General features: G+C 63.4%; 21 protein-coding genes. 10 read left to right on the top strand and 11 right to left on the bottom strand.

The features are described 5' to 3' along the window. Positions 1–73 precede the first annotated feature (73 nt). The 3 genes from dusA (at position 74) to JYG34_RS17555 (ending at position 4,254) form a co-directional block, all read left to right on the top strand. On the top strand, positions 74–1,075 hold the full coding sequence (dusA, locus tag JYG34_RS17545; RefSeq protein WP_213657627.1) for a tRNA dihydrouridine(20/20a) synthase DusA: 1,002 nt from the start codon (positions 74–76) through the stop codon (positions 1,073–1,075). Positions 1,076–1,374: 299 nt separating this feature from the next. Then, positions 1,375–2,301: a transaldolase gene (gene tal, locus JYG34_RS17550; protein ID WP_213657628.1), complete on the top strand. Its 927-nt coding sequence runs from the start codon at positions 1,375–1,377 to the stop codon at positions 2,299–2,301. Between the two features lie 102 nt (positions 2,302–2,403). Beyond that, complete coding sequence (locus JYG34_RS17555; protein ID WP_213657629.1) at positions 2,404–4,254, top strand: alkaline phosphatase D family protein; 1,851 nt, start codon at positions 2,404–2,406, stop codon at positions 4,252–4,254. Positions 4,255–4,369: 115 nt separating this feature from the next. Here the strand turns inward: JYG34_RS17555 and rssC are convergent, their stop codons facing one another. Further along, the gene (gene rssC / locus JYG34_RS17560) at positions 4,370–4,852 is read right to left on the bottom strand and encodes an anti-sigma factor antagonist RssC (RefSeq protein ID WP_011534794.1); all 483 of its coding nucleotides are present in this window, start codon (positions 4,850–4,852) and stop codon (positions 4,370–4,372) included. After that, positions 4,849–6,033 carry a two-component system response regulator RssB gene (gene rssB, locus JYG34_RS17565; protein ID WP_213657630.1) on the bottom strand — a complete coding sequence of 395 codons (1,185 nt, stop codon included), beginning with the start codon at positions 6,031–6,033 and terminating at the stop codon, positions 4,849–4,851. Before rssB ends, rssC begins: the two co-directional genes overlap by 4 nt. Positions 6,034–6,303: 270 nt before the next feature. Between rssB and JYG34_RS17570 the strand changes: the two genes are divergently transcribed. Further along, positions 6,304–6,603 carry a PilZ domain-containing protein gene (locus JYG34_RS17570; RefSeq protein ID WP_213657631.1) on the top strand — a complete coding sequence of 100 codons (300 nt, stop codon included), beginning with the start codon at positions 6,304–6,306 and terminating at the stop codon, positions 6,601–6,603. Between the two features lie 64 nt (positions 6,604–6,667). Here the strand turns inward: JYG34_RS17570 and JYG34_RS17575 are convergent, their stop codons facing one another. Beyond that, positions 6,668–7,375: an MlaA family lipoprotein gene (locus JYG34_RS17575; protein WP_213657632.1), complete on the bottom strand. Its 708-nt coding sequence runs from the start codon at positions 7,373–7,375 to the stop codon at positions 6,668–6,670. Positions 7,376–7,564: 189 nt separating this feature from the next. Between JYG34_RS17575 and JYG34_RS17580 the strand changes: the two genes are divergently transcribed. Together JYG34_RS17580 and JYG34_RS17585 are read left to right on the top strand one after the other, a co-directional pair. Continuing rightward, positions 7,565–8,128, top strand: a complete 564-nt coding sequence (locus JYG34_RS17580) for a phosphonoacetaldehyde phosphonohydrolase-related protein (RefSeq protein WP_213657633.1) — start codon at positions 7,565–7,567, stop codon at positions 8,126–8,128. Positions 8,129–8,251: 123 nt separating this feature from the next. Then, complete coding sequence (locus tag JYG34_RS17585) at positions 8,252–8,515, top strand: DUF4404 family protein (protein ID WP_213657634.1); 264 nt, start codon at positions 8,252–8,254, stop codon at positions 8,513–8,515. A gap of 50 nt (positions 8,516–8,565) precedes the next feature. Here JYG34_RS17585 and queF read toward each other — a convergent pair whose 3' ends face one another. Further along, positions 8,566–9,396, bottom strand: a complete 831-nt coding sequence (gene queF, locus JYG34_RS17590) for an NADPH-dependent 7-cyano-7-deazaguanine reductase QueF (RefSeq protein WP_213657635.1) — start codon at positions 9,394–9,396, stop codon at positions 8,566–8,568. Positions 9,397–9,464: 68 nt separating this feature from the next. Continuing rightward, a complete protein-coding gene (locus JYG34_RS17595; protein ID WP_213657636.1) occupies positions 9,465–9,983 on the bottom strand; it encodes a cupredoxin domain-containing protein in 519 nt (172 codons plus the stop codon). A 242-nt stretch (positions 9,984–10,225) separates the two neighbouring features. On the opposite strand from JYG34_RS17595, the gene JYG34_RS17600 reads away from it, so the two are divergent. Both JYG34_RS17600 and JYG34_RS17605 read left to right on the top strand, forming a co-directional pair. Beyond that, positions 10,226–10,906: a heavy metal response regulator transcription factor gene (locus JYG34_RS17600; protein ID WP_213657637.1), complete on the top strand. Its 681-nt coding sequence runs from the start codon at positions 10,226–10,228 to the stop codon at positions 10,904–10,906. After that, positions 10,906–12,255: a heavy metal sensor histidine kinase gene (locus JYG34_RS17605; RefSeq protein ID WP_283811766.1), complete on the top strand. Its 1,350-nt coding sequence runs from the start codon at positions 10,906–10,908 to the stop codon at positions 12,253–12,255. The genes JYG34_RS17600 and JYG34_RS17605 overlap by 1 nt, the downstream gene beginning before the upstream one ends. Positions 12,256–12,349: 94 nt before the next feature. Here JYG34_RS17605 and JYG34_RS17610 read toward each other — a convergent pair whose 3' ends face one another. From JYG34_RS17610 to JYG34_RS17620, 3 genes are all read right to left on the bottom strand, one after another. After that, a complete protein-coding gene (locus JYG34_RS17610) occupies positions 12,350–13,594 on the bottom strand; it encodes a lipoprotein-releasing ABC transporter permease subunit (protein WP_213657639.1) in 1,245 nt (414 codons plus the stop codon). Between the two features lie 63 nt (positions 13,595–13,657). Continuing rightward, on the bottom strand, positions 13,658–14,341 hold the full coding sequence (gene lolD, locus JYG34_RS17615) for a lipoprotein-releasing ABC transporter ATP-binding protein LolD (protein ID WP_213657640.1): 684 nt from the start codon (positions 14,339–14,341) through the stop codon (positions 13,658–13,660). 7 nt (positions 14,342–14,348) lie between these two features. Further along, positions 14,349–15,599 (bottom strand): lipoprotein-releasing ABC transporter permease subunit, encoded by a 1,251-nt coding sequence (locus tag JYG34_RS17620; protein ID WP_213657641.1) that lies wholly within the window; start codon positions 15,597–15,599, stop codon positions 14,349–14,351. A 93-nt stretch (positions 15,600–15,692) separates the two neighbouring features. On the opposite strand from JYG34_RS17620, the gene JYG34_RS17625 reads away from it, so the two are divergent. Continuing rightward, on the top strand, positions 15,693–16,277 hold the full coding sequence (locus JYG34_RS17625) for a PilZ domain-containing protein (RefSeq protein WP_213657642.1): 585 nt from the start codon (positions 15,693–15,695) through the stop codon (positions 16,275–16,277). A gap of 29 nt (positions 16,278–16,306) precedes the next feature. After that, complete coding sequence (locus JYG34_RS17630) at positions 16,307–17,029, top strand: glycerophosphodiester phosphodiesterase (RefSeq protein ID WP_213657643.1); 723 nt, start codon at positions 16,307–16,309, stop codon at positions 17,027–17,029. 42 nt (positions 17,030–17,071) lie between these two features. On the opposite strand, the gene sthA is transcribed toward JYG34_RS17630, so the two are convergent. From sthA to JYG34_RS17645, 3 genes are all read right to left on the bottom strand, one after another. Next, a complete protein-coding gene (gene sthA, locus JYG34_RS17635) occupies positions 17,072–18,466 on the bottom strand; it encodes a Si-specific NAD(P)(+) transhydrogenase (RefSeq protein ID WP_213657644.1) in 1,395 nt (464 codons plus the stop codon). Positions 18,467–18,669: 203 nt separating this feature from the next. Next, positions 18,670–19,668, bottom strand: a complete 999-nt coding sequence (locus tag JYG34_RS17640; protein WP_213657645.1) for an FAD:protein FMN transferase — start codon at positions 19,666–19,668, stop codon at positions 18,670–18,672. A 133-nt stretch (positions 19,669–19,801) separates the two neighbouring features. Next, positions 19,802–21,265 (bottom strand): glyceraldehyde-3-phosphate dehydrogenase, encoded by a 1,464-nt coding sequence (locus JYG34_RS17645; RefSeq protein ID WP_213657646.1) that lies wholly within the window; start codon positions 21,263–21,265, stop codon positions 19,802–19,804. Between the last annotated feature and the right edge of the window lie 5 nt (positions 21,266–21,270).

Here is a 21,270-nt window from a genome sequence, read left to right on the forward strand (position 1 = left end):
GCGCCCATCAACCTATCCATCGCCTGCCAGCGGGACCCGCCGCCTGGCTTCGCTGAGTTCGTGCCCCAGACATATGCAATCTCAAGCCGCTTCCTCCTTGCGCCCCGAGCCATCCCGCCGCTTCAGCGTTGCGCCGATGATGGATTGGACAGACCGCCACTGCCGCTTCTTCCTGCGTCTGCTCTCCAAACACGCCCTGCTCTACACCGAGATGGTCACCACCGGCGCCCTGCTGCACAACGACGCCCACCGTTTCCTGCGCCACGACGACAGCGAGCACCCGCTGGCCCTGCAACTGGGTGGCAGCGTGCCAGCGGACCTGGCGGCCTGCGCGCGCATGGCTGAAGAAGCCGGCTACGATGAGGTCAACCTCAACGTCGGCTGCCCCAGCGACCGGGTGCAGAACAACATGATCGGCGCCTGCCTGATGGGCCACCCGGCGCTGGTGGCCGATTGCGTCAAGGCGATGCAGGACGCCGTGAGCATTCCGGTGACGGTCAAGCACCGCATCGGCATCAACGGCCGCGACAGCTACGCCGAACTGTGCGACTTCGTCGGCCAGGTGCGCGACGCGGGCTGTCGCAGCTTCACCGTGCATGCGCGCATCGCCATTCTCGAAGGGCTGTCGCCCAAGGAGAACCGCGAGATCCCACCACTGCGCTATGACGTGGCGGCGCAACTGAAGACGGACTTCCCGGACCTGGAGCTGGTGCTCAATGGCGGGATCAAGACCCTCGAGGAGTGCCGCACGCACCTGGAAACCTTCGATGGCGTGATGCTGGGGCGCGAGGCGTATCACAACCCCTACCTGCTGGCCGAGGTCGACCAGCAGTTGTTCGGCAGCAGCGAGCCGGTGATCAGCCGCGCCGAAGCGATGGCCAAGCTGCGCCCGTATATCGTCGCGCATATGGAAAGCGGCGGCGCTATGCATCACATTACCCGGCATATCCTTGGCCTGGGCCAGGGCTTCCCAGGTGCTCGGCGCTTCCGTCAGCTGTTGTCGGCGGACATCCACAAGACCGACACGCCGTTGGCAGTGCTGGACCAGGCCGCAGAGCTGCTGCAGGGGCGCTGAGCCTGGCCCCTACCGGTGCAATACCGACTTGAGGCAGGCGCAGGCCCTGTAGGAGCGGGTTTACCCGCGAATACGGTGGTGCGGCCACCGACGTATTCGCGGGTAAACCCGCTCCTACAGGGGCCAGTAAACTCAGTGCCTGTGTGTGTCCATCGAGCATTGGGTGACCTCGCGGGGAACCTGCGCCGCGCATTCGACTCGAACCCTCACCTTCCACGCAGCCCCACACGCGTCAGGCCCGTTGCCGGGCCGCCGGGGCTCGGGTAATGTCGAGTCATTGCACAGGACAGAGCACGCCCATGACCTCCAAGCTGGAACAACTCAAGCAGTTCACCACCGTGGTCGCCGACACCGGCGACCTGGACGCCATCACCCGCCTCAAGCCGGTCGACGCCACCACCAACCCGTCGCTGCTGCTCAAGGCCGCCGCCATCCCGGGCTACGCCGACCTGCTCAAGCAGGTCAAGGCCGATAGCAAAGGCAATGTCGACCTAGCCTGCGACAAGTTCGCGGTGGCGGTGGGTGCGGGCATTCTCAAGGCTATTCCTGGCCGGATTTCCACCGAAGTGGATGCGCGCCTGTCGTTCGACGAACCGGCGCTGCTGAAAAAAGCCCGCCAACTGATCGAGCTGTACGAAGCCGCTGGGATCAAGCGCGATCGCGTACTGATCAAGCTGGCCTCCACCTGGGAAGGCATCCGCGCCGCCGAGAAGCTGGAAAAGGAAGGCATCCAGACCAACCTCACCCTGCTGTTCTCCTTCGCCCAGGCCCAGGCCTGCGCCGATGCCGGGGTGTTCCTGATCTCGCCATTCGTAGGGCGTATCTACGACTGGTACAAGAAGAGCACCGGCAAGGACTACGTCGGCGCCGAAGACCCGGGCGTGCAGTCGGTCACGCGCATCTACGACTACTACAAGACCAACGGCTACAACACCGTGGTCATGGGCGCGAGCTTCCGCAACATCGGCCAGATCGAACAACTGGCCGGCTGCGACCGCCTGACCATCAGCCCCGAGCTGCTGGTGCAGCTGTCTGACGACCAGGGCGAATTGCCACGCATCCTCAAGCCGGGCAATGCCGGTGAAGCCAAGCAACAGTTGAACGAAAACCAGTTCCGCTGGGCGATGAACGAGGACGCCATGGCCACCGAGAAGCTGGCCGAGGGTATTCGCCAGTTCGCTCGGGACCAGGAGAAACTCGAAGCCTTGATGGCCGACAAAGCCTGATACATATTTGGGTTGATCGACGGGCGGTAAATGCAGAGCATTTCCCGCCCGTTTTCCGTTGGGGTGGCCAATGACGCCACACCCAATAAAGCCGAGCCTTAGATGACTCTCAGTGCCACCCTCCCTCTTGTCCTCGCCGGCCCCGTACTTCGCCGCCTGGAACCCCAGCGCCTGGCCATCTGGCTGGTGGGCTCGCAACCGTTGCGCCCAGAATTCATCCTCGAACATGAGGGCATCATCGCCAATATAGGCATTGAAGTGATCCCAGTCGGCACGCACGCCTTCATCCACCTGCTGGATATCCACTTCGACAACCCACTGCCCAGCAACACAACCCTCGAATACGACCTGCGCCTGGACAACGGCCAAGGTATCGCCGACTGGGCAGCGCACCTTCTCTACCCCGGCGCCAGCCGCCCCAGCTTCGTGCTGCGCGACCGCCTCGACCAACTGCTCCACGGGTCCTGCCGCAAACCCCATCACCCGGCCGCCGACGGCCTGCTCTGCGCCGACCGCCTGCTTTTGGCGGGACCGCGCCCCGAAGAGCGCCCGGCCCTGCTGCTGATGACCGGCGACCAGGTCTACGCTGATGACGTTGCCGGCCCCATGCTGCGTGCCATCCACGCGCTGATCGAGCGCCTGGGCCTGTCCGACGAGACGTTGGATGGCGCCTTGGTAGACAGTGGTGCCGCGCTCTACCGCCATCCGGCCTGTTATTACCACCGCGCCGACCTGCTGCCGGCCCAGGAAAGCAACGAAACCCTGCGTGAACGCTTCTTCGGCGGCAAGCGCAAGCCGATCTTCTCCTCCAGCAACGCCGACAACCACCTGGTGACCTTCGCCGAAGTCATGGCCATGTACCTACTGGTCTGGTCGCCCGTACCTTGGGCGCTGGTGCATTTGGACATGCCGCCCGGCCTGACCGACAAGCACCAGGCCCGCTATTGCGATGAGCTGCCGCCGATCGAGGCTTTCCGCGGAGGGCTCGGACAGGTGGCACGCGTAATGGCCCACCTGCCCTGCCTGATGATCTTCGACGACCACGACATCACCGACGACTGGAACCTGTCGGCGCAATGGGAACAGACGGCCTACGTCCACCCGTTCTCCCGGCGTATCATTGGCAACGCGCTGCTGGGTTACCTGCTGTGCCAGGGCTGGGGCAACGACCCGGATGGCTGCGCAGCGCTGGTCGGGCGGTGCCGGCAGTTGGACGAGGCGCGGGACGAACTGATCGGCGAACTGCTGCGCTTCCAGGGCTGGCAATACGCGCTGCCCACGGAGCCGCCACTGCTGGTACTGGACACGCGTACCCGGCGCTGGCGCAGCGAAAACAGCCTGCAGAAGCCCTCCGGCCTGCTCGACTGGGAAGCCCTGTGCGAACTGCAACAGGCGCTGCTGGACCACCCTTCGGCGATCATTGTGTCACCGGCACCAATCTTTGGGGTCAAGCTGATCGAGACCGTGCAGCGCGTCTTCAGCGCGCTGGGCTACCCGCTGCTGGTGGATGCCGAGAACTGGATGGCCCATCGCGGCGCGGCGCAGGTCATCCTCAATATTTTCCGCCACTCGCGCACGCCGGGGCATTACGTGATCCTCTCCGGGGACGTGCATTACTCGTTTGTCTATGAGGTGCTGATCCGCCATCGCCAGCGCAGCCCGCACCTCTGGCAGGTGACCAGCAGCGGCATCAAGAACGAGTTTCCCCGTCGCCTGCTGGATGTGCTGGATCGGCTCAACCGCTGGCTGTACGCACCACGCTCGCCACTCAACTGGTTCACCCAGCGTCGGCAGATGGAGGTGGTGCCGCGCACGCCCAGCCATAGCAAGGCGGGTGAGCGCCTGTGGAACAGCGCGGGGCTGGGGTGGGTGTTCTTCGATGGAGAGGGACGGCCGGAACGGGTGTATCAGCTGAATGCCGATGGGCGTGAGACAACCGAGTTTGCTCGGTGATTGTGCGCTGATGACTAGGGCTTGCATGGCACTACTGGGCCAATCGCGGGTAAACCCGCTCCTACAGGATTTTTACCGGCCTGTAGAGCGGCGTAATACGCGCAAATTGCAAAGGTCAGGAACGCTCTAGCGCGCTCACCAGGTCATGGAAGGCTTCGCGGTTGGAGTCGTTCAGCCCCATCAGGATCTTGTGCGCCTCCAGCACCTTGGAGCGCACCACGTTCTCGTCCTGATCTTGCGATGGCAGGTCGGTCAGGCACTCCGGGCAGGGTATCGGGCGGTCGACGATGTTGAACACCTGGTCGAAACCCATCGACTGCAGCAACCGGGAAATGTCCGGGTTGGTGGTGACCACGGTCGGCAGCAGGCCGACCTTCTGCCGGGACAGGATCGACAGCTTGGCCAGCAGGCCCAGCGTGGTGCTGTCGATGCTTTCGGTCTCTGTCAGGTCGATGACGATGGCCGAGAAGTTCAGCGCGGTGAAAATCTTCTCAATCGTCGCATCCAGCGCCGAACACAGGGTCAGGCGCACTTCACCGACAAATTTCAGAACGAAGGTCCCGCTCTGTTCGGCGAACTGGATTCTACCGGTACTCATTCAAGGTTCCTGCTCAACACCAATAGGGCGATATCATCCGGCATCTCCCCAAGCGTAGCCAATTCGAAACGTTGGCGCAGCCCTTCCAGGCTGCCCCCTGCTTCCTTGACGATCTCCGGCAAGGACGCTTCCTTATCTTTGAGTGTGCCCCCCGGCAAAAGGTCCAGAATGCCATCGGACATCAGGGTGAGGCTGAACTGCGGTGGTAGCTCCAGCACCTGGTCCTGGTAACTGGCCTCGTCAAACAGCCCCACCGGCAGGCCGCGGCCTTCCAGATAGCGGGCCTGGCCTGGGGTGTACAGCACCGGCAACGGCAAATGGCCGCCAACGCTGTAGGTGAGCAGGCCGGTGTCCTCGTCGATGACGCCACCGACCATGGTCACATGCTTGCCCAGCTTGCAGTTGATCAGCCCACGGTTGATGTGGCTGAGTACCTGCGAAGGCTTGAACTCGCGCATCTTGCCGCTGCGCTTGATTTCGAACAGCAGGCGCGTGGTCATGAACTTGAGCAGAACGGTAACGAACGCCGAGGATGCACCATGGCCGGACACGTCCGCCAGGTAGAAGGCGATGCGCCGCTCATCCACGCGGAAGTAGTCGGCAAAATCACCCGACAGGTACAACGATGGGATGATCTGGTGCTCGAACGCGTACTCACCGGCCTTCCAGGGGCTTTCCGGCAGCATGTTCATCTGCACCTGGCGCCCGGCATTCTGGTCCTCCTGCAGCAGGTGCAAGCTGGCTTCGAGTTCTCGGTTGGCCGCCTCGAGTTTGTCACGATAGCGCTGGTTCTCAAGTACCAGGCGCGAACGGTCGAGCGCGCGGCGCACCGAATGCTCCAGCACGGCCAGGTCTTCCAGGGGCTTGATCAGGTAGTCCGCGGCGCCAAGGCGCAAGGCTTCCACCGCGTCGCTCATGACACCGGCACCGGACACCACGATCACCGGCAACTGCGGCGCGCGCTCGCTGACCCGGCGGATAAGCTCGAGGCCGCCCATCTGCGGCATGCGCAGATCGCAGATCACGAGGTCGGGCTGGTGTTCTTCGAAGACCTGGAGCCCCTGCTGGCCGTTGGCGGCCTGGAGGACGCTGAAACCGCTGTCTTCCAGATAGGCGGCGAGGCTGGCACGGACCACGTCGTCGTCATCGATGATCAGCAGCGTTGCACTGGTTTTCTGCATGTGGGCGAACGGCGCCAGATTTGGGTTGGCGTAGCGGCTGCGGATACCCCGTCAGACACTACTGGAATGCTCTCTAGCCACTCTCTATTTGAGTTGTAGGACAAGAAGACTGGTCCGGCAAATAGCAGAGGTGCCCTGTAAGGCGCTGACGGTACTCCCATCCGCCTGGCGTTTCAAGCGTGGGAAGGTAGACTTCCCTGCACTTTACAGGGCAAATCACCTGGCGTTATAAGAAAGCCGACCCGTGCGATCCGATGAAAGGAAGCAGCCATGTCCCAGCCCCCCGTGAACTACAGCGAAAAACGCGATTTCATCCGCATGCGCATCGACACCGAGGTCAGCCTGCTGCATGCCGGCCAGGTGATCGCCGCCGTTTGCCTCGACCTGTCCAGCAGCGGCATGCAGGTGCAGGCCCCGCAGCGGTTCCAGGTGGGCGATTGCCTCGAGGTGCGCATCGACTCCGACCACCCTGCACTCAAGGGCCTGCATGCCAGCACCGAGGTGGTGTGGATCGCCGACCAGCCTGGCGGCGAGCAGAAGCTCGGCCTGCGCATCCTGGCCATGCACTGACCTCGACTGTGTCACAGGATGAAAAAAGGCGACCCGAAGGTCGCCTTTTTCACATCCAGCCGAATCAGAAGTCGTCTTCGACCGCACCGTCCTTGACCTTGAACTCGCGGTTCTGCAGGTAGGCGTTGCGCAGGAAGATGTACTTGTCACCCTGGATCAGCTTTTCAGCCTGCAGCAGGCTGGCGCGGGTGTCGATCACGTCCAGGGCGAAGATCGAGTTGCGCGTGGGTACGTGGTCGATGTAACGGTAGGGTTCGGTGTAGGTGTCCGGGTACTTGGCCAAGCCGTCACGCACGGTGCTCGGCCCCAGCAGCGGGATGACCACATACGGGCCGCTGGGTACGCCCCAGTAACCGAGGGTCTGGCCGAAGTCCTCGTCATTGCGCTGCAGGCCCATCTTGGTGCCGACGTCGAAGAAGCCGCCGAGGCCGAAGGTGGTGTTGACGATCAGGCGCGCGGTGTCGACACCGGCGGCATGCGGCTTGAGCTGCAGCACGTCGTTGGCCAGGTTGGTGACATCACCCAGGTTGCGGAAGATGTTGTGGATGCCGTCCTCGAGGAACTGCGGCGTCACAGCCTGGTAACCCTTGGCCAGCGGCTTGAGGGCATAGGTGTCCAGTGCATCGTTGAACTTGAAGATCGGTCGGTTGACCGCCTCCCAAGGGTCTTCCTCTGTGGCCGCCTGAGTAGCCGCCACAGGCGCCAGCAACAAGCTGGCGCAGACACAGGCCTGGGTGATTCGCTCGATCACTCCGGCACCGATCCTACGCATAGATGTTTCTCCATCTGATTTCACGGCGGCAACGGCCTTTGGCGCGCTGCTGAACAAGACGCCAGTATAATGGCTTGCTGGCTTAGGGATAGTCTTACATATCTCTGTCAAGATTTTGTGAACAAGTGTCACCGTCATCGGGTGGTAATAAAGCCGGGATAGCCTGCGGACTATTTCAGGGAAGTTGCCATGCAAGACGCCCCCGCCTTCACCGCCGTGTTGTTCGGATTGCGCGGCTGCCTGGTCCAGAGTTCGGATGGCAACCACTTGCCCGCGCCCGGCGCACTGGACTCCCTCGAGCGCCTGCGTAAACAGCAAGTACCTTGCATCTGGCTCGACGAGCTCAATGCCGCTCAAGGCCGGCAGCTCACCCGCGTACTCCCCGACTGGTTGCCTGGCCATGCGGTCAACGGGGGCACCTGGCCGGCGCCCGACGCTTGCTGGCAAGCGCTGATGGCCCTGGAAAGCCAACGGCTGGAAGGTTGCGTTCTGGTCAGCGGCGAACCGCTGTTGCTGCAATCGGCGCTCAACGCAGGCCTGTGGACTGTCGGCCTGGCGGCTTGCAGCCCTTCGTGCGACCTGAGCTCCAGCCAATGGCAGGGTATGACGCGGAAAGAACAGGAACTGGCCCGCGGCAAGGCCACCCTCGCACTGTTCGGCATGGGTGTGCATTCAGTCATCGACCACCTTGAGGCGCTCGACACCTGCCTGGCTGATATCGCCCAACGCCGGCACAAGGGCGAGAAACCCTGATACGCCACAGTTGATGCGAGTCATGCAAAGCACCGGCAGGTGGATTACGCTAGAAGGCAGGCAAGAACCTTTGGCGCTTCACCGAGGTCCATGCCTTGCCAAGCCATTGATGGAGTATGAACAATGCCTGCCCGCGAACTGCAAGAGCAACTCGATAGCCTGCGCGAGCAACTGGACCGCAATCCACCGCTCTCGCTGGAAGAGCGCGACCACCTGCACGAACTGATGCAGCAGATCGAAGCCCAGATCAAGCTCGAAGAAGCCACCCAGGACAACAACGTCGTCGATGGCGTGAACCTGGCCATCGAACGCTTCGAAGCCGAACACCCCGACCTGACCGCCACCCTGCGCAGCATTGTCAATTCGCTGCACAGCATGGGTATATGAACCCCTGCAACACCATCGGGGCCGTAACTCGGCCCCAATTGCCTTATGTCCTACTGACGAACCAGGCGCAGGTTCTCAGGGCTGATCACCCGGGTGCTGCGGTAGGGGTTGATGTCCAACCCGCCACGCCGTACATAGCGCGCATATACCGTCAAGTATTCCGGTTGCAGCAGCTTTTTCAGGTCCAGGTAGATGCGCTCCACGCACTGCTCGTGGAAATCAGCGTGCTGACGGAAGCTGATCAGATAAGTCAAAAGGCTGGCATGGTCCAGCGCGCGCCCCTTGTACTCGACCACCACGCTACCCCAGTCCGGCTGGCCGGTGACCGGGCAATTGGACTTGAGCAAGTGGCTGTGGACCGTCTCTTCCACCACGCGCTCGGTCGAGCAACGCAGCAGCTCGGGTTTTGGCTGCTCGTAGTTATCGATTGCCACGTCCAGCGCGTCGATGCACTGCCCCGGCAAGGCGGTGACACCTTGAGCCTCGATATCGGCCAGGGTGCTGACCTTGACCGCCACCGGCTTGCCCGCAGCGGTGGAAAGATCCTTCACCAGGCACGCCTGCAACTGAGCCACCGACTCGAACTTCGTCTGGTTCAGCGAGTTGAGGTACAGCTTGAACGACTTGGACTCGATGATGTTCGGCGAATCGCACGGGATGGCGAATTCACCAATGGCCACCACCGGCTTGCCCGATGGCAGCAGCCAGGACAGCTCGAAGCAGTTCCAGTAATCCACGCCCTGCCAGGGCAAGGCGTCACCGCTGACACCCAACTCGGCCCACTTGGCCAGGCGTGGAATCGGGAACAGCAGCGAGGGCGTGTAGGTGGCGATATATTCGCTGGACTTGCCCAGCGGAGAGTGTTCGGCGGCGGGATGCATGGAAACTGACCTGAGGGTTCGAAATTGCCCCTAGTCTACCGGTTTTGCACCCCGCCTTGGGGCTCTTGTCACTCGATGGTCAGCGGCCCGACCATACCGGCCTGGTAGTGACCGGGTACGTTGCAGGCAAACTCGATGGGGGCAGACTTGCGGAAGGTCCAGGTCAGCTCGGCGCGCTGCCCAGGCTGGACCAGCACGGTGTTGCCTGCCCCATGGCCATGCCCCCCCATGTTCATCTGGCTGTGATCCATCTGACCATGGTCCATGCCCTCATGGTTCATGCCTGTGGTGAACATCTTGCCCTGCATGGCCACCATCTCCTTCTGGTGCTCGGCATGCATGGCCTTGTCACCCAGATTGAACTCGTGGGGCAGCTTACCTTCGTTGATCAGCACGAAACGCACGGTTTCGCCGGCCTTGACCTTCAGGCTCTTGGGCTCGAAGGCGATGTCCTTGAGCACCACCTCGACGGTGCGGCTGGCCTTGGCCGCTGGAGCCGGCTCACCGAAGGCGAAGTTCTTCGACTCGTCGGCGAAGGTGGGCAGGCTGAACAGCGCGAGCGCGGCAGCGACAAACAGGTGTTTCATGAGTGGCTCCGAAAGGTGCGGGGAGAATATGGCCATTCTCGAAAAGGCTGGCTGGCAGCTGGCTGACGAGGAGATTACAACTTTGTCAGCTTCGGCGAGGCGGCGGATCGTCACGTATGATTTCAGGCATCGCCCTTGTAGGGGCGGGCTCACCCGCGAATGCTGCCGTGAATGCTCCTGCGTTTTCGCGGATGAATCCGCTCCTACAAGGCTCGCGTGAACCTCTGGAACTGTGAAAGCCCATGAAACTACTGATCGTCGAAGACCAGGCCAAGACCGGCCAATACTTGCGCCAGGGCCTGAGCGAGGCCGGTTTCGCCACGGAACTGGCCACCGACGGCGATACGGGCCAGCACCTGGCACTGACCGGTGACCACGACCTGCTGATCCTCGACGTGATGCTGCCGGGGCGCAACGGCTGGCAGATTCTCCAGGCCGTGCGCCAGGCCGGCCTGGACACGCCCGTGCTGTTTCTCACCGCCCGCGACGCCGTCGAGGACCGCGTGCATGGCCTGGAGCTGGGTGCCGACGACTACCTGGTCAAACCCTTCGCCTTTTCCGAACTGCTGGCACGGGTGCGCAGCCTGCTGCGCCGCGGCGCCAACGCCAGCCAGGACACCAGCCTGGCGCTCGCCGACCTGCGCCTGGACCTGATCCGCCGCCGCGCCGAGCGCACCGGCCAGCGCATCGACCTGACCGCCAAGGAATTCGCCCTGCTGGAACTGTTATTGCGTCGCCAGGGCGAAGTACTGCCCAAGTCGCTGATCGCCTCGCAAGTGTGGGACATGAACTTCGACAGCGATACCAACGTGATCGAAGTAGCCATCCGCCGCCTGCGCCTGAAGATCGACGACAACCATCCGACCAAGTTGATTCATACAGTGCGTGGCATGGGTTACGTGCTCGAGGAGCGTCAGGATTGATGCGCCGCCTGTCCCTCGGCGGCCGCCTGGCCCTGCTGTTCGCCGCCTGTACCGCCACCGTGTCGCTGAGCGCCGGCCTGCTGTTCAACCGCGCCAGCGAACGCCACTTCATCGAGCTCGACCAGCAACTGCTCAGTGGCCGCCTGTCACTGATGCGCAGCCTGCTCGATGGCATCACCAGCCCAGGGCAGTTGGGCACGCGCCTGCCTGAACTGCGCAACGAACTCAGCCACCAGTCCGACCTGGCCCTGCGTGTACGTGGCGTCGATGGCAGCACTTGGTTCGACAGCCGTATCGACCTGCCGGACGACCCGCGTCAATTCGGCCTGGCTACCCTGCACGCGGGCGGCGTCGACTATCGCAGCCTGAGCGTCCCGCTCAGCGAAAACCAACCTGGGTCACCGCAGCTCACCCTGTTCCTCGACATCACCCACCATCAACACTTCCTCCAGGGCATGCAGCGCCTGATCTGGCTCACCGTTGGCTTGTCTGCCGTGGCCACCGCGCTGCTGGGCGCCTGGGCCGCACGCCGGGGGCTGAAGCCACTGCGACGGATGGGCAAGGTCGCCGCCAGTGTCAACGCCCGCTCGCTGACCACCCGCCTGCCGGTGGCGCAGATGCCCGAGGAACTGGCGGAGCTGGCCAGCACGGTCAATGCCATGCTGCAGCGCCTGGACGACGCCTTCCAGCGCCTGTCGGCGTTTTCCGCCGATATCGCCCACGAGCTGCGCACACCGCTGTCCAACCTGCTCACCCACACCCAGGTCACCCTCACCCGCCCGCGCAGCCTCGAGGAATACCGCGAGGCCCTGCATGGCAACCTGGAGGAACTGCAGTGGATGGCCCAGTTGGTCAACGACATGCTTTACCTGGCCAAGGCCGACCACGGCCTGCTGATGCCCAATCGCCAGCCACTGGACCTGGCCGTGGAGGTCGATGCGCTGCTGGAATATTACGCACCGCTGGCCGAGGACGCCGAGGTGCGGCTGTCGCGCCAGGGCGAGGCGCATACCGAAGGGGATCGGCACATGCTGCGCCGGGCGCTTTCCAACCTGCTGGACAATGCCTTGCGCTTCACGCCGGCCGGTGGCGAGATCCACGTGACACTGGAACAAGGATTGCGCATCAGTGTGGCCAACACCGGGCCGGCCATTGCCCCGCATCTCATGGAGCGACTGTTCGACCGATTCTATCGGGCAGATCCGGCTCGCCAGAAAGGCAGCAGCGAACATGCCGGACTGGGGCTGGCGATCACCCGCTCGATCGTGCAGGCGCACGGAGGACGTATTCGGGCGGAAAGTGAAAGTGGGTGGACGCGCTTTGTGATCGACATTCCCCAGGATCACTGAAAGCCATCGCGGGGCAAGCCCGCGCCCACGCCAGCCCCCGTTATCAGGATTTTGGCGTGGGAGCGGGCTTGCCCCGCGATTGCGATCAGAAGCGTTACTCGTAGCGCAGGGCCATCGCCGGCTCGATCTGCGAGGCCCGATAGGCCGGGTAGATGGTTGCCAGGAAGCTCATCACCAACCCCGCCACGCAGATGATCGCCACATCGCCCCACTGCAATTCGGACGGCAAGCTGCTGATGAAGTAGATGTCGGACGTGAAGATGTGCTGGCCACTGACCCGCTCGATCCAGCCGACGATGGCGCTGACGTTGAACGCCGCGATCACCCCCAATACGCCGCCGATCAGCGTACCGACGATACCGATCAGGCTACCCTGGACCATGAACGTGCCCATGATCTGCGCCGGCGTGGCGCCGATGGTGCGCAGGATGGCGATGTCCGCACCCTTGTCGTTCACCACCATCACCAGGGTGGCGATGATGTTGAACGCCGCCACCGCGATGATCATCAGCAGCAGCAGGCCGATCATGGTCTTTTCCATCTTCATGGCGCTGAACAGGCTGCCCTGGGTGTGCGACCAGTCATCGGCGCGGTAGCCCTCGCCCAGGCCGGCGGCGATGGCCTTCGACACCTGTGGCGCGGCATACAGGTCTTGCAGCTTCAGGCGCACGCCCTGCACCTGGCCCGGCGCCCAGCGCTGCATCTCGCCAGCATCGGCGACATGGATATAGGCCTGAGAGCCATCCAGCTCGGCACCGACCTTGAAGATGCCGACCACAGTCAAACGCTGCATGCGTGGGGTGATGCCGCCTGGTTCCTTGCTGATCTCGGGGACGATCAGGGTCAACTTGTCGCCAGTGTTCAGCCGGAAGCGCCGGGCCGTCAGCTCGCCGATGACCACGCCGTACTCGCCAGGCACCAGGTCCTGCAAGCTACCTTGGACGATATGCTGGGTGACGATTGAAACCTTGCCCTCTTCGGCCGGGTCGATACCCGCCACCTGGATCGGCTGCATGGCGCCTTTATACGACAGCATGCCCTCCAGCTCGGTGAGCGGCGCGGCGGCGATCACCGCCGGGTTGCCCTCGGCGGCGCTGGCCACCTTGCGCCAGTCGTCCAGCGGCTGCACGCCGAGGATGCTGGCATGGGGCACCAGGCCCAGCACGCGCGAGCTCATCTCGCGCTGGAAGCCGTTCATCACCGACAGCACCACGATCATCGCCAGCACGCCAAGCGACAGGCCGATCATCGAGGTCATGGAGATGAACGAGATGAAGTGGTTGCGGCGCTTGGCACGGGTGTAGCGAGCACCGATGAACAAGGGCAAGGGTCTGAACATGGACGGCAACACCTAAGAAGAAAGTGAACCGGGGCGCGCTTCACGGCGCCCCGCGCAAGCGACTCAGATCGCCACCAGGTGCCCGTCTTCCAGACGCAGCACACGGTCCATCTGGCGCGCCAGGTTGAGGTCGTGGGTGACCACCAGGAACGCAGTCTGCGAGTGGCTGGACAGCTCCCGCATCAGTTCCTGGATGCCCTGGGCGGTGTGGTGGTCGAGGTTGCCAGTGGGCTCGTCGAGCATCACCAGGCCCGGGCGGTTGACCAGAGCGCGGGCGATGGCCACGCGCTGACGCTCACCGCCGGACAGTTCGGCTGGCTTGTGATTCAGGCGGTGGCCCAGGCCGACCCGCTTGAGCAGCGCCTCGGCGCGCTCGCGGGCCTCTGGAATAGGTGTCTTGCCGATCAGCAGGGGCATGCAGGCGTTCTCCAGGGCGGTGAACTCCGGCAGCAGGTGGTGGAACTGGTAGACGAAGCCCAGCGCGCGGTTGCGCAGCAGCCCACGCGCCCGCTCGCCCAGCGCCGACAACTCTTCACCGGCCAGCCAGACGCTGCCTTGGGTTGGTGTATCGAGGCCACCCAGCAGGTTGAGCAAGGTACTCTTGCCCGAGCCGGAGCTGCCGACGATGGCCACCCGCTCGCCCGGTTGCAGCTCCAGGTTCAAGCCGGACAGCACCTGCACCGATTCCGGGCCCTCTTCGTAGCTCTTGCCCAGGTTGCGGCAACTCAACACGGCTTTATCACTCATGCGCGACTCACTCATAACGTAGCGCCTCTGCAGGCTGGGTGCGCGAGGCGCGCCAGGCCGGGTACAGGGTGGCGAAGAAACTCAGGACCAGCGCCGCGCCGCAGACCATCCACACGTCCTGGGCCTGGAGCTGCGAGGGCAGGTAATCGATGAAATACACATCGGCGTTGAGGAACTTGTGCCCGATCAACGTCTCGATGCCGGCGATCGCCGCACTCACGTTGAGCGCGCCGAAAATGCCCAGCACCGCGCCGACCAGGGTGCCGACCACACCGATCACCGTGCCCTGGACCATGAAGATGGCCATGATCTGCGCGGGGGTCGCGCCCAGGGTGCGGAGGATGGCGATGTCGCCACGCTTGTCGTTGACCACCATCACCAGGGTGGAAATGATGTTGAACGCCGCCACCGCCACGATCAGCAGCAACAGCAGGCCAATCATGGATTTCTCCATGCGGATCGCCTGGTACAGGTTGCCGTGGGTGCGGGTCCAGTCACGTGGATAGAACTGCTGCTCGCCCAGCTGCTGGGCGATGTCCCAGGCCGCGCGCGGCGCCTGGAACAGGTCGTCGAACTTCAGGCGCAGGCCCTGGACTTGATCCGCTTTCCAGCGGTGCAGGCGCGACAGGTCGGAGAGGTTGGTCAACCCAAGATAGCCGTCGATCTCGCCGGCACCGACGTGGAAGGTGCCGACCACGGTGAAGCGCTTCATGCGCGGGAACATGCCGGCCGGGGTGACGCTCACCTCGGGGGCGACGAAGGTCAGCTTGTCGCCGATGCCCACGCCCAGCTTCTGCGCGGCCTTGTCGCCGATCATGATGCCCCACTCGCCCGGCGCCAGCTTGTCGAGGCTGCCTTCGAGCACGAACTTGTCGATGATCGACACCTCGCGCTCACGGGCCGGGTCGACGCCGTTGAGCAGCACCTTCTGCACCTTGCCCTCGTGCGTCAGCAAACCCTGCATCTGGGTGAATGGCGCGACCGCCAGCACCTGCGGATTCTGCTTTACTTTAGAGGCAAGGGCCTGCCAGTCATCGATGGGCTGGCCGGTTTCCAGGGTGGCATGAGGGATCATCCCCAGCACGCGGGTACGCATCTCGTGGTCGAAACCGTTCATCACCGAGAGCACCACGATCATCACCACCACGCCCAGGGCGAGGCCGATCATCGAGGTGAGCGAAATGAACGAGACGAAGTGATTGCGACGCTTGGCACGGGTGTAGCGCGTACCAATGAATACGAAAAGAGGTCTGAACATGTCGGGGCTTGTTCGGATGAAAGGGAACGTCCTTGTGGCGAGGCGCCTACGGCGGCTTTACACTCGGACAACCGCCGTAACCTTGGGTTCGCCATGACGACATTAGACGAAGAAGATCGCCGCGAATACTACCGCATCGAAGATCGGATCGCACTTCAAATCAGCCCCCTTAGCGCGGCCGAAGCCCTTGAAACAGAACTGTTGCAAGATGATTCACCGTTGTTCAACCTGCTCAGCGAACTGCACCTGTCCGACTTCGAGTCGCAGCACCTGCTGCGCCAGTTGAGCGAGAAGGACCGCACCCTGGCCGCGTTCCTGCGCGCCCAGAACAAACGCCTCGACCTGCTCAGCGCGGTCGTCGCGCAAACATTGATTGGCGAGATCGGCCAGCCACAACCGGTGATCATCTCCGAGGGTGGCATCGAGTTCGCCCAGGCGCAGAAAATCGCCCCGGGCACCCGCGTGAAAGTGAAGATGGTGCTGATGCCCCGCGCTCACGGCCTGCTGCTGCGTGGCCGGGTCACCCACTGCGACCGGCGCCCCGACGGCGACTACGAGGTCGGCACCGAATTCATCGACATGACCGACGCCCAGCGCCAACTGCTGGCCCGCTACATCCTGCAGCGCCAACAGCAGCAACGGCGCCAGGCCCTGGAACAGAACGACCCCGCCTCCTGAGCCTCACCCTCTGATTTGAAGGAACGAACGTGACCCTTATCTACGGCCACCGCGGCGCCAAGGGCGAAGCGCCCGAGAATACCCTGAACAGCTTCCGCCAGTGCCTGTCGCACGGCGTGAACCGCTGCGAACTCGACCTGCACCTGTCGGCCGACAACGAGCTGATGGTCATCCACGACCCGACCCTCAAGCGCACCACCGGCCGACGCGGCAAGGTGGCCGAGCGCACCGCGGATGAACTGGTCAGCTACGACGCACGCAAGGGCGGCCCGGGGCATGTGCAGCCCTGCCCTATCCCACGCCTTGAGGAACTGTTCGAGAAATGCGCCTTCGAGCACTGGCAGCTGGAGGTCAAGAGCGCCTCGCGCACCCGCGCCGCCAGCACCGTGCTGGCAATCCGCGAACTGGCCCAGCAATACGGCCTGCTGGACAAGGTCACCATCACCTCCAGCTCACGGGAAGTGCTGGGTGCCGCCCTGGAGCTGGTGCCGGATGTCGCCCGCGGCCTGGTCGCCGAATACGCCTGGCTCGACCCACTGAAAGTGGCGCAGAACTATGAGTGCCAGATGCTGGTGCTGAACTGGACACTGTGCACCCCCGAGCGCCTGATCAAGGCGCAGCGCCAGGGGCTGCACGTGTCGGTGTGGACGGTCAACGAGCCGGCACTGATGCGCCGGCTCGCCGACTTTGGCGTGGACAGCCTGATTACAGACTTTCCCGGTTTGGCCAAGACCACCCTCGGGCAGGGCTGAAATCGGTCTCCCCGACCGGCTCAGGCCACCGGTCGGAGCCGCTCAAAAAAGCCGGTTCAAACCATCATAGGCAGCTACCCGATAGGCTTCGGCCATGGTCGGGTAGTTGAACGTGGTGTTGACGAAGTACTTCAGGTTGTTCTGCTCACCCGGCTGGTTCATGATCGCCTGGCCGATGTGGACGATCTCCGAGGCCTGGTAACCAAAGCAGTGCACGCCCAGGATCTCCAGGGTTTCGCGGTGGAACAGGATCTTCAGCATACCCTGCGGCTCGCCGGCGATCTGCGCCCGCGCCATGCTCTTGAAGAAGGCCTTGCCCACTTCGTATGGCACCTTGGCTTGCGTCAGTTCCTGCTCGTTCTTGCCGATCGAGCTGATCTCCGGAATGGTGTAGATGCCGGTGGGCACGTCATCGACGAAGCGCCAGCTGCCGTTGTCGACGATGCTGCCGGCCGCCGAGCGACCCTGGTCGTGGGCAGCACTGGCCAGGCTCGGCCAGCCGATCACGTCACCGGCACCGTAGATGTTCGGCACGCTGGTGCGGTAGGCCTGGTCCACTTCGATCTGGCCACGGCTGTTGACCTTGATGCCAATGTTCTCCAGGCCCAGCTTGTCGGTGTTGCCGGTACGGCCATTGCACCACAGCAGGGCGTCGGCCTTGATCTTCTTGCCCGATTTCAGGTGCAGCACCACACCGTTGTCCAGCCCCTCGACCCGCTCGTACTCCTCGTTGTGGCGCACGGTGATGTTGTTGTTGCTGAAGTGGTAGCTCAGCGCCTGGGAGATCTCCGAATCCAGGAAGCTCAGCAACTGGCCGCGGTTGTCGACAAGCTCCACCAGCACGCCCAGGCCACTGAAGATCGAGGCATATTCGCAACCGATCACCCCAGCACCGTAGACGATCAGCTTGCGTGGAGTGTGGCTGAGGCTGAGGATGGTGTCGCTGTCGTAGACGCGCGGGTGGTGGAAGTCGATGTCGGCCGGGCGATACGGGCGCGAACCGGTGGCGATGATGATGTGCTTGGCCACCAGTTTTTCGACCACGCCGTTGGGGCAGACCACTTCGACGGTCTGCTCGTCGGCGAAGCTGCCGGTGCCGAAGAACACGTCGACCCGGTTGCGCGCGTAGTAGCCGGTACGCGAGGCGACCTGCTTGCTGATGACCTTCTCGGCGCTCTTGAGCACGTCGGGGAAGGAGAACCAGCGCGGCTCACCGATGGCGCGGAACATCGGGTTGGTGTTGAACTGCATGATCTGCCGCACCGAGTGACGCAGTGCCTTGGACGGGATGGTGCCAAGATGGGTGCAGTTGCCGCCAACCTGGCGACGGCTGTCGACCATCGCCACCTTGCGCCCTGCTTTGGCGGCGTTCATTGCCGCGCCTTCTCCGGCCGGGCCGGAACCCAGCACCACTACGTCGTAGTTGTAGACAGCCATGCGTACTCCTTCAGAACTGGCCCGCCGGCCGGATGGCCGCGGGGCGCGATCATGTCGCCGGGGCGCCATGAGAAAATTCGGGTGCAGTCTAATCAAGCGTGAACGCCGCGCACATTAACCCTTGGTCGCGTCGTAGGCCACTGTTGCCTGCACTACATGTGGTTTCACCGGGTCCGTGGTGGCGATCATCCGTGCCTTGCCTTTCATTCGCCTTTCAACGCCCTGTCGAACGCAGGCGTGGAACGGGAGACGAAGCCACCTTCGGCCCGGGTCACCAGCACCGCTGCCAGATCATGGGCGACGGCGAAGTCCCAGCCGCGCTCTGGCCCGAGGATCAGCAGCAACGTCGAGTAACCGTCTGCCTGGAGCGCTGAAACGTCGAGCACCGTCACTGCCGCCAGGTCATGTTCGACCGGGCGCCCCAGACGGGCATCGAAGGTGTGCGAATAGCGCCGGCCATTGTCCTCGAAATAGTGGCGATAGTCACCCGAGGTCGACACCGCCAGCCCCTGCACCGGAATGACCTGGCGGGCGATCTGGCGATCCTCGCGCGGCAGTTCCAGCGCCACTCGCCAGGGACTGCCGTCGGGCTTGCGGCCGACCGCCTTGAGTTCGCCGGTGGCTTCGGCCAGGAAGCTGTCGATGCCCATGGCCAGCAGGCGTTCGGCGATCAGGTCGACGGCATGGCCGGCGGCGATGCTGTTGAAGTCCAACTCGACCGGGGCGTCCTTGCACAGTGTGCCCGCCTCTATGCGTAAATGCTGGTAGCCCACCCGCTGGCGGGCGCGGGCCAGCGCCCGGGGTTCCGGCACCTGCATCTCCCGCGACTGCGGCCCGAAGCCCCAGAGATCGAGCAGCGGCTCGACGGTAAGGTCGTATGCCCCCTGGCTCTGCTCGGCGAGCAGTTGGCCGAAGGTGACCAGTTCGCGCAGGTCATTGTCGATGGGCAGGCACTGGTTGGCCGGCAGTTGGTTGAAGTGGCTGACGGTGGAGTCGCCGCGATAGGTGGAGTAATGCGCATCGATGGTCTGGAGGATACTCTCGACCGCAGCTTGCACCTGCTCGGGCGCGGGGCCACCAGGCTGGCGGACGTACTGGATGCTGTAGCTGCTGCCCATGGTCGGGCCGCCGAAGCGCTCGAGGGTGGGGCCTTGGTCGCAGGCGGCGAGGATCATGAAGGTGAACAGGAGAACCGTACGCAAATTCGAGTTCTCGGCTGGCTGCACCGACCTCTTCGCGGGTATACCCGCGAAGAGGCCGGCACAGGCAACACAATGGCCGGACAAAAAAACGGGAACCCGAAGGTTCCCGTTTCTTCAACACATTACAAGCGAATCAGCGTGGAAACGCTGGCGGGTTCACACCGGCCATCTCTTCCATCACGCGAACGACCTGGCAGCTGTAGCCGAACTCGTTGTCGTACCAGACATACAGGACGACACGGTTGTCGTTGCAGATGGTCGCCTCGGCGTCGACCACACCGGCGTGGCGCGAACCCACGAAGTCGGTCGAAACCACTTCCTGGGAGCTGACGTAGTCGATCTGCTTGTGCAGTTCCGAGTGCATGGCGGTCTGGCGCAGGTACTCGTTGATTTCGTCGCGGTTGGTGGCCTTTTCCAGGTTCAGGTTGAGAATGGCCATCGACACGTTCGGTGTCGGTACGCGGATCGCGTTGCCGGTCAACTTGCCCTTGAGCACTGGCAGTGCCTTGGCGGCGGCGGTGGCAGCACCGGTCTCGGTGATGACCATGTTCAATGGCGCGGCGCGGCCACGACGGCTGCCCTTGTGGAAGTTGTCGATCAGGTTCTGGTCGTTGGTGAACGAGTGAACGGTTTCGACGTGGCCGTTGATGATGCCGTACTTGTCGTTGACAGCCTTGAGCACCGGCACGATGGCGTTGGTGGTGCAGGAGGCGGCCGAGACGATCTTGTCGTCGGCGGTGATGTCACCGTGGTTGATGCCGTGCACGATGTTCTTCAGCGCGCCCTTGCCAGGTGCGGTGAGGATCACGCGGGCGGCGCCTGGGCAGGCCAGGTGCTGGCCGAGGCCGTCGGCGTCACGCCATACACCGGTGTTGTCGACGATCAGGGCATCGTTGATGCCGTACTGGGTGTAGTCGACTTCGCTCGGGCTCTTGGCGTAGATCACCTGGATCAGGTTGCCATTGGCGGTGATGGTGTTGTTTGCCTCGTCGATGACGATGGTGCCGTCGAACGGACCGTGTACCGAGTCACGACGCAGCAGGCTGGCGCGCTTGGTCAGGTCGTTCTCGGCACCCTTGCGCACGACGATGGCGCGCAGGCGCAGGCCGTCGCCACCACCGGTCTTCTCGATCAGGATGCGCGCCAGCAGGCGGCCGATGCGGCCGAAGCCGTACAGGACGACGTCGGTGCCCTTGCGTGCGGAAGCGTTCTGCTGACCCACCACGTCGGCCAGTTCGTCACGGACGAACTGTTCAGCGCTGCGGCCATTGCCTTCGGCCTTGAACTTGTTGGCCAGCTTGCCCAGGTCGACCGAAGCGGCGCCCAGTTTCAGCTCGCTCATGGCTTTGAGCAGGGGGAACGTCTCGTGGACGGACAGCTCGGTCTCGTCGGCCTGGCGGTGACGGGCAAAGCGGTGGGCTTTGAGAATCGAGATAACCGAACGGTTGATCAGGCTGCGGCCATAGATCGAGCTCACCACGTTGTTGTTGCGGTAGAGCTGACCGATAAGCGGGATCATCGCTTCAGCCAGGGCTTCACGGTCGATCCACTCACCAAGACACTGGTCGGGCTTCTGAGTCACGGTAACCTTCCACATGTAGG

The sequence above is a fragment of the Pseudomonas entomophila genome (assembly GCF_018417595.1).
Classification (GTDB): Bacteria; Pseudomonadota; Gammaproteobacteria; order Pseudomonadales; family Pseudomonadaceae; genus Aquipseudomonas; species Aquipseudomonas entomophila_C.

Coding starts and splice junctions, on each gene's coding strand:
- dusA (WP_213657627.1), top strand. CDS start 74: ATGCAATCTCAAGCCGCTTCCTCCTTGCGCCCCGAGCCATCCCGCCGC.
- tal (WP_213657628.1), top strand. CDS start 1,375: ATGACCTCCAAGCTGGAACAACTCAAGCAGTTCACCACCGTGGTCGCC.
- JYG34_RS17555 (WP_213657629.1), top strand. CDS start 2,404: ATGACTCTCAGTGCCACCCTCCCTCTTGTCCTCGCCGGCCCCGTACTT.
- rssC (WP_011534794.1), bottom strand. CDS start 4,852: ATGAGTACCGGTAGAATCCAGTTCGCCGAACAGAGCGGGACCTTCGTT.
- rssB (WP_213657630.1), bottom strand. CDS start 6,033: ATGCAGAAAACCAGTGCAACGCTGCTGATCATCGATGACGACGACGTG.
- JYG34_RS17570 (WP_213657631.1), top strand. CDS start 6,304: ATGTCCCAGCCCCCCGTGAACTACAGCGAAAAACGCGATTTCATCCGC.
- JYG34_RS17575 (WP_213657632.1), bottom strand. CDS start 7,375: ATGCGTAGGATCGGTGCCGGAGTGATCGAGCGAATCACCCAGGCCTGT.
- JYG34_RS17580 (WP_213657633.1), top strand. CDS start 7,565: ATGCAAGACGCCCCCGCCTTCACCGCCGTGTTGTTCGGATTGCGCGGC.
- JYG34_RS17585 (WP_213657634.1), top strand. CDS start 8,252: ATGCCTGCCCGCGAACTGCAAGAGCAACTCGATAGCCTGCGCGAGCAA.
- queF (WP_213657635.1), bottom strand. CDS start 9,396: ATGCATCCCGCCGCCGAACACTCTCCGCTGGGCAAGTCCAGCGAATAT.
- JYG34_RS17595 (WP_213657636.1), bottom strand. CDS start 9,983: ATGAAACACCTGTTTGTCGCTGCCGCGCTCGCGCTGTTCAGCCTGCCC.
- JYG34_RS17600 (WP_213657637.1), top strand. CDS start 10,226: ATGAAACTACTGATCGTCGAAGACCAGGCCAAGACCGGCCAATACTTG.
- JYG34_RS17605 (WP_283811766.1), top strand. CDS start 10,906: ATGCGCCGCCTGTCCCTCGGCGGCCGCCTGGCCCTGCTGTTCGCCGCC.
- JYG34_RS17610 (WP_213657639.1), bottom strand. CDS start 13,594: ATGTTCAGACCCTTGCCCTTGTTCATCGGTGCTCGCTACACCCGTGCC.
- lolD (WP_213657640.1), bottom strand. CDS start 14,341: ATGAGTGATAAAGCCGTGTTGAGTTGCCGCAACCTGGGCAAGAGCTAC.
- JYG34_RS17620 (WP_213657641.1), bottom strand. CDS start 15,599: ATGTTCAGACCTCTTTTCGTATTCATTGGTACGCGCTACACCCGTGCC.
- JYG34_RS17625 (WP_213657642.1), top strand. CDS start 15,693: ATGACGACATTAGACGAAGAAGATCGCCGCGAATACTACCGCATCGAA.
- sthA (WP_213657644.1), bottom strand. CDS start 18,466: ATGGCTGTCTACAACTACGACGTAGTGGTGCTGGGTTCCGGCCCGGCC.
- JYG34_RS17645 (WP_213657646.1), bottom strand. CDS start 21,265: ATGTGGAAGGTTACCGTGACTCAGAAGCCCGACCAGTGTCTTGGTGAG.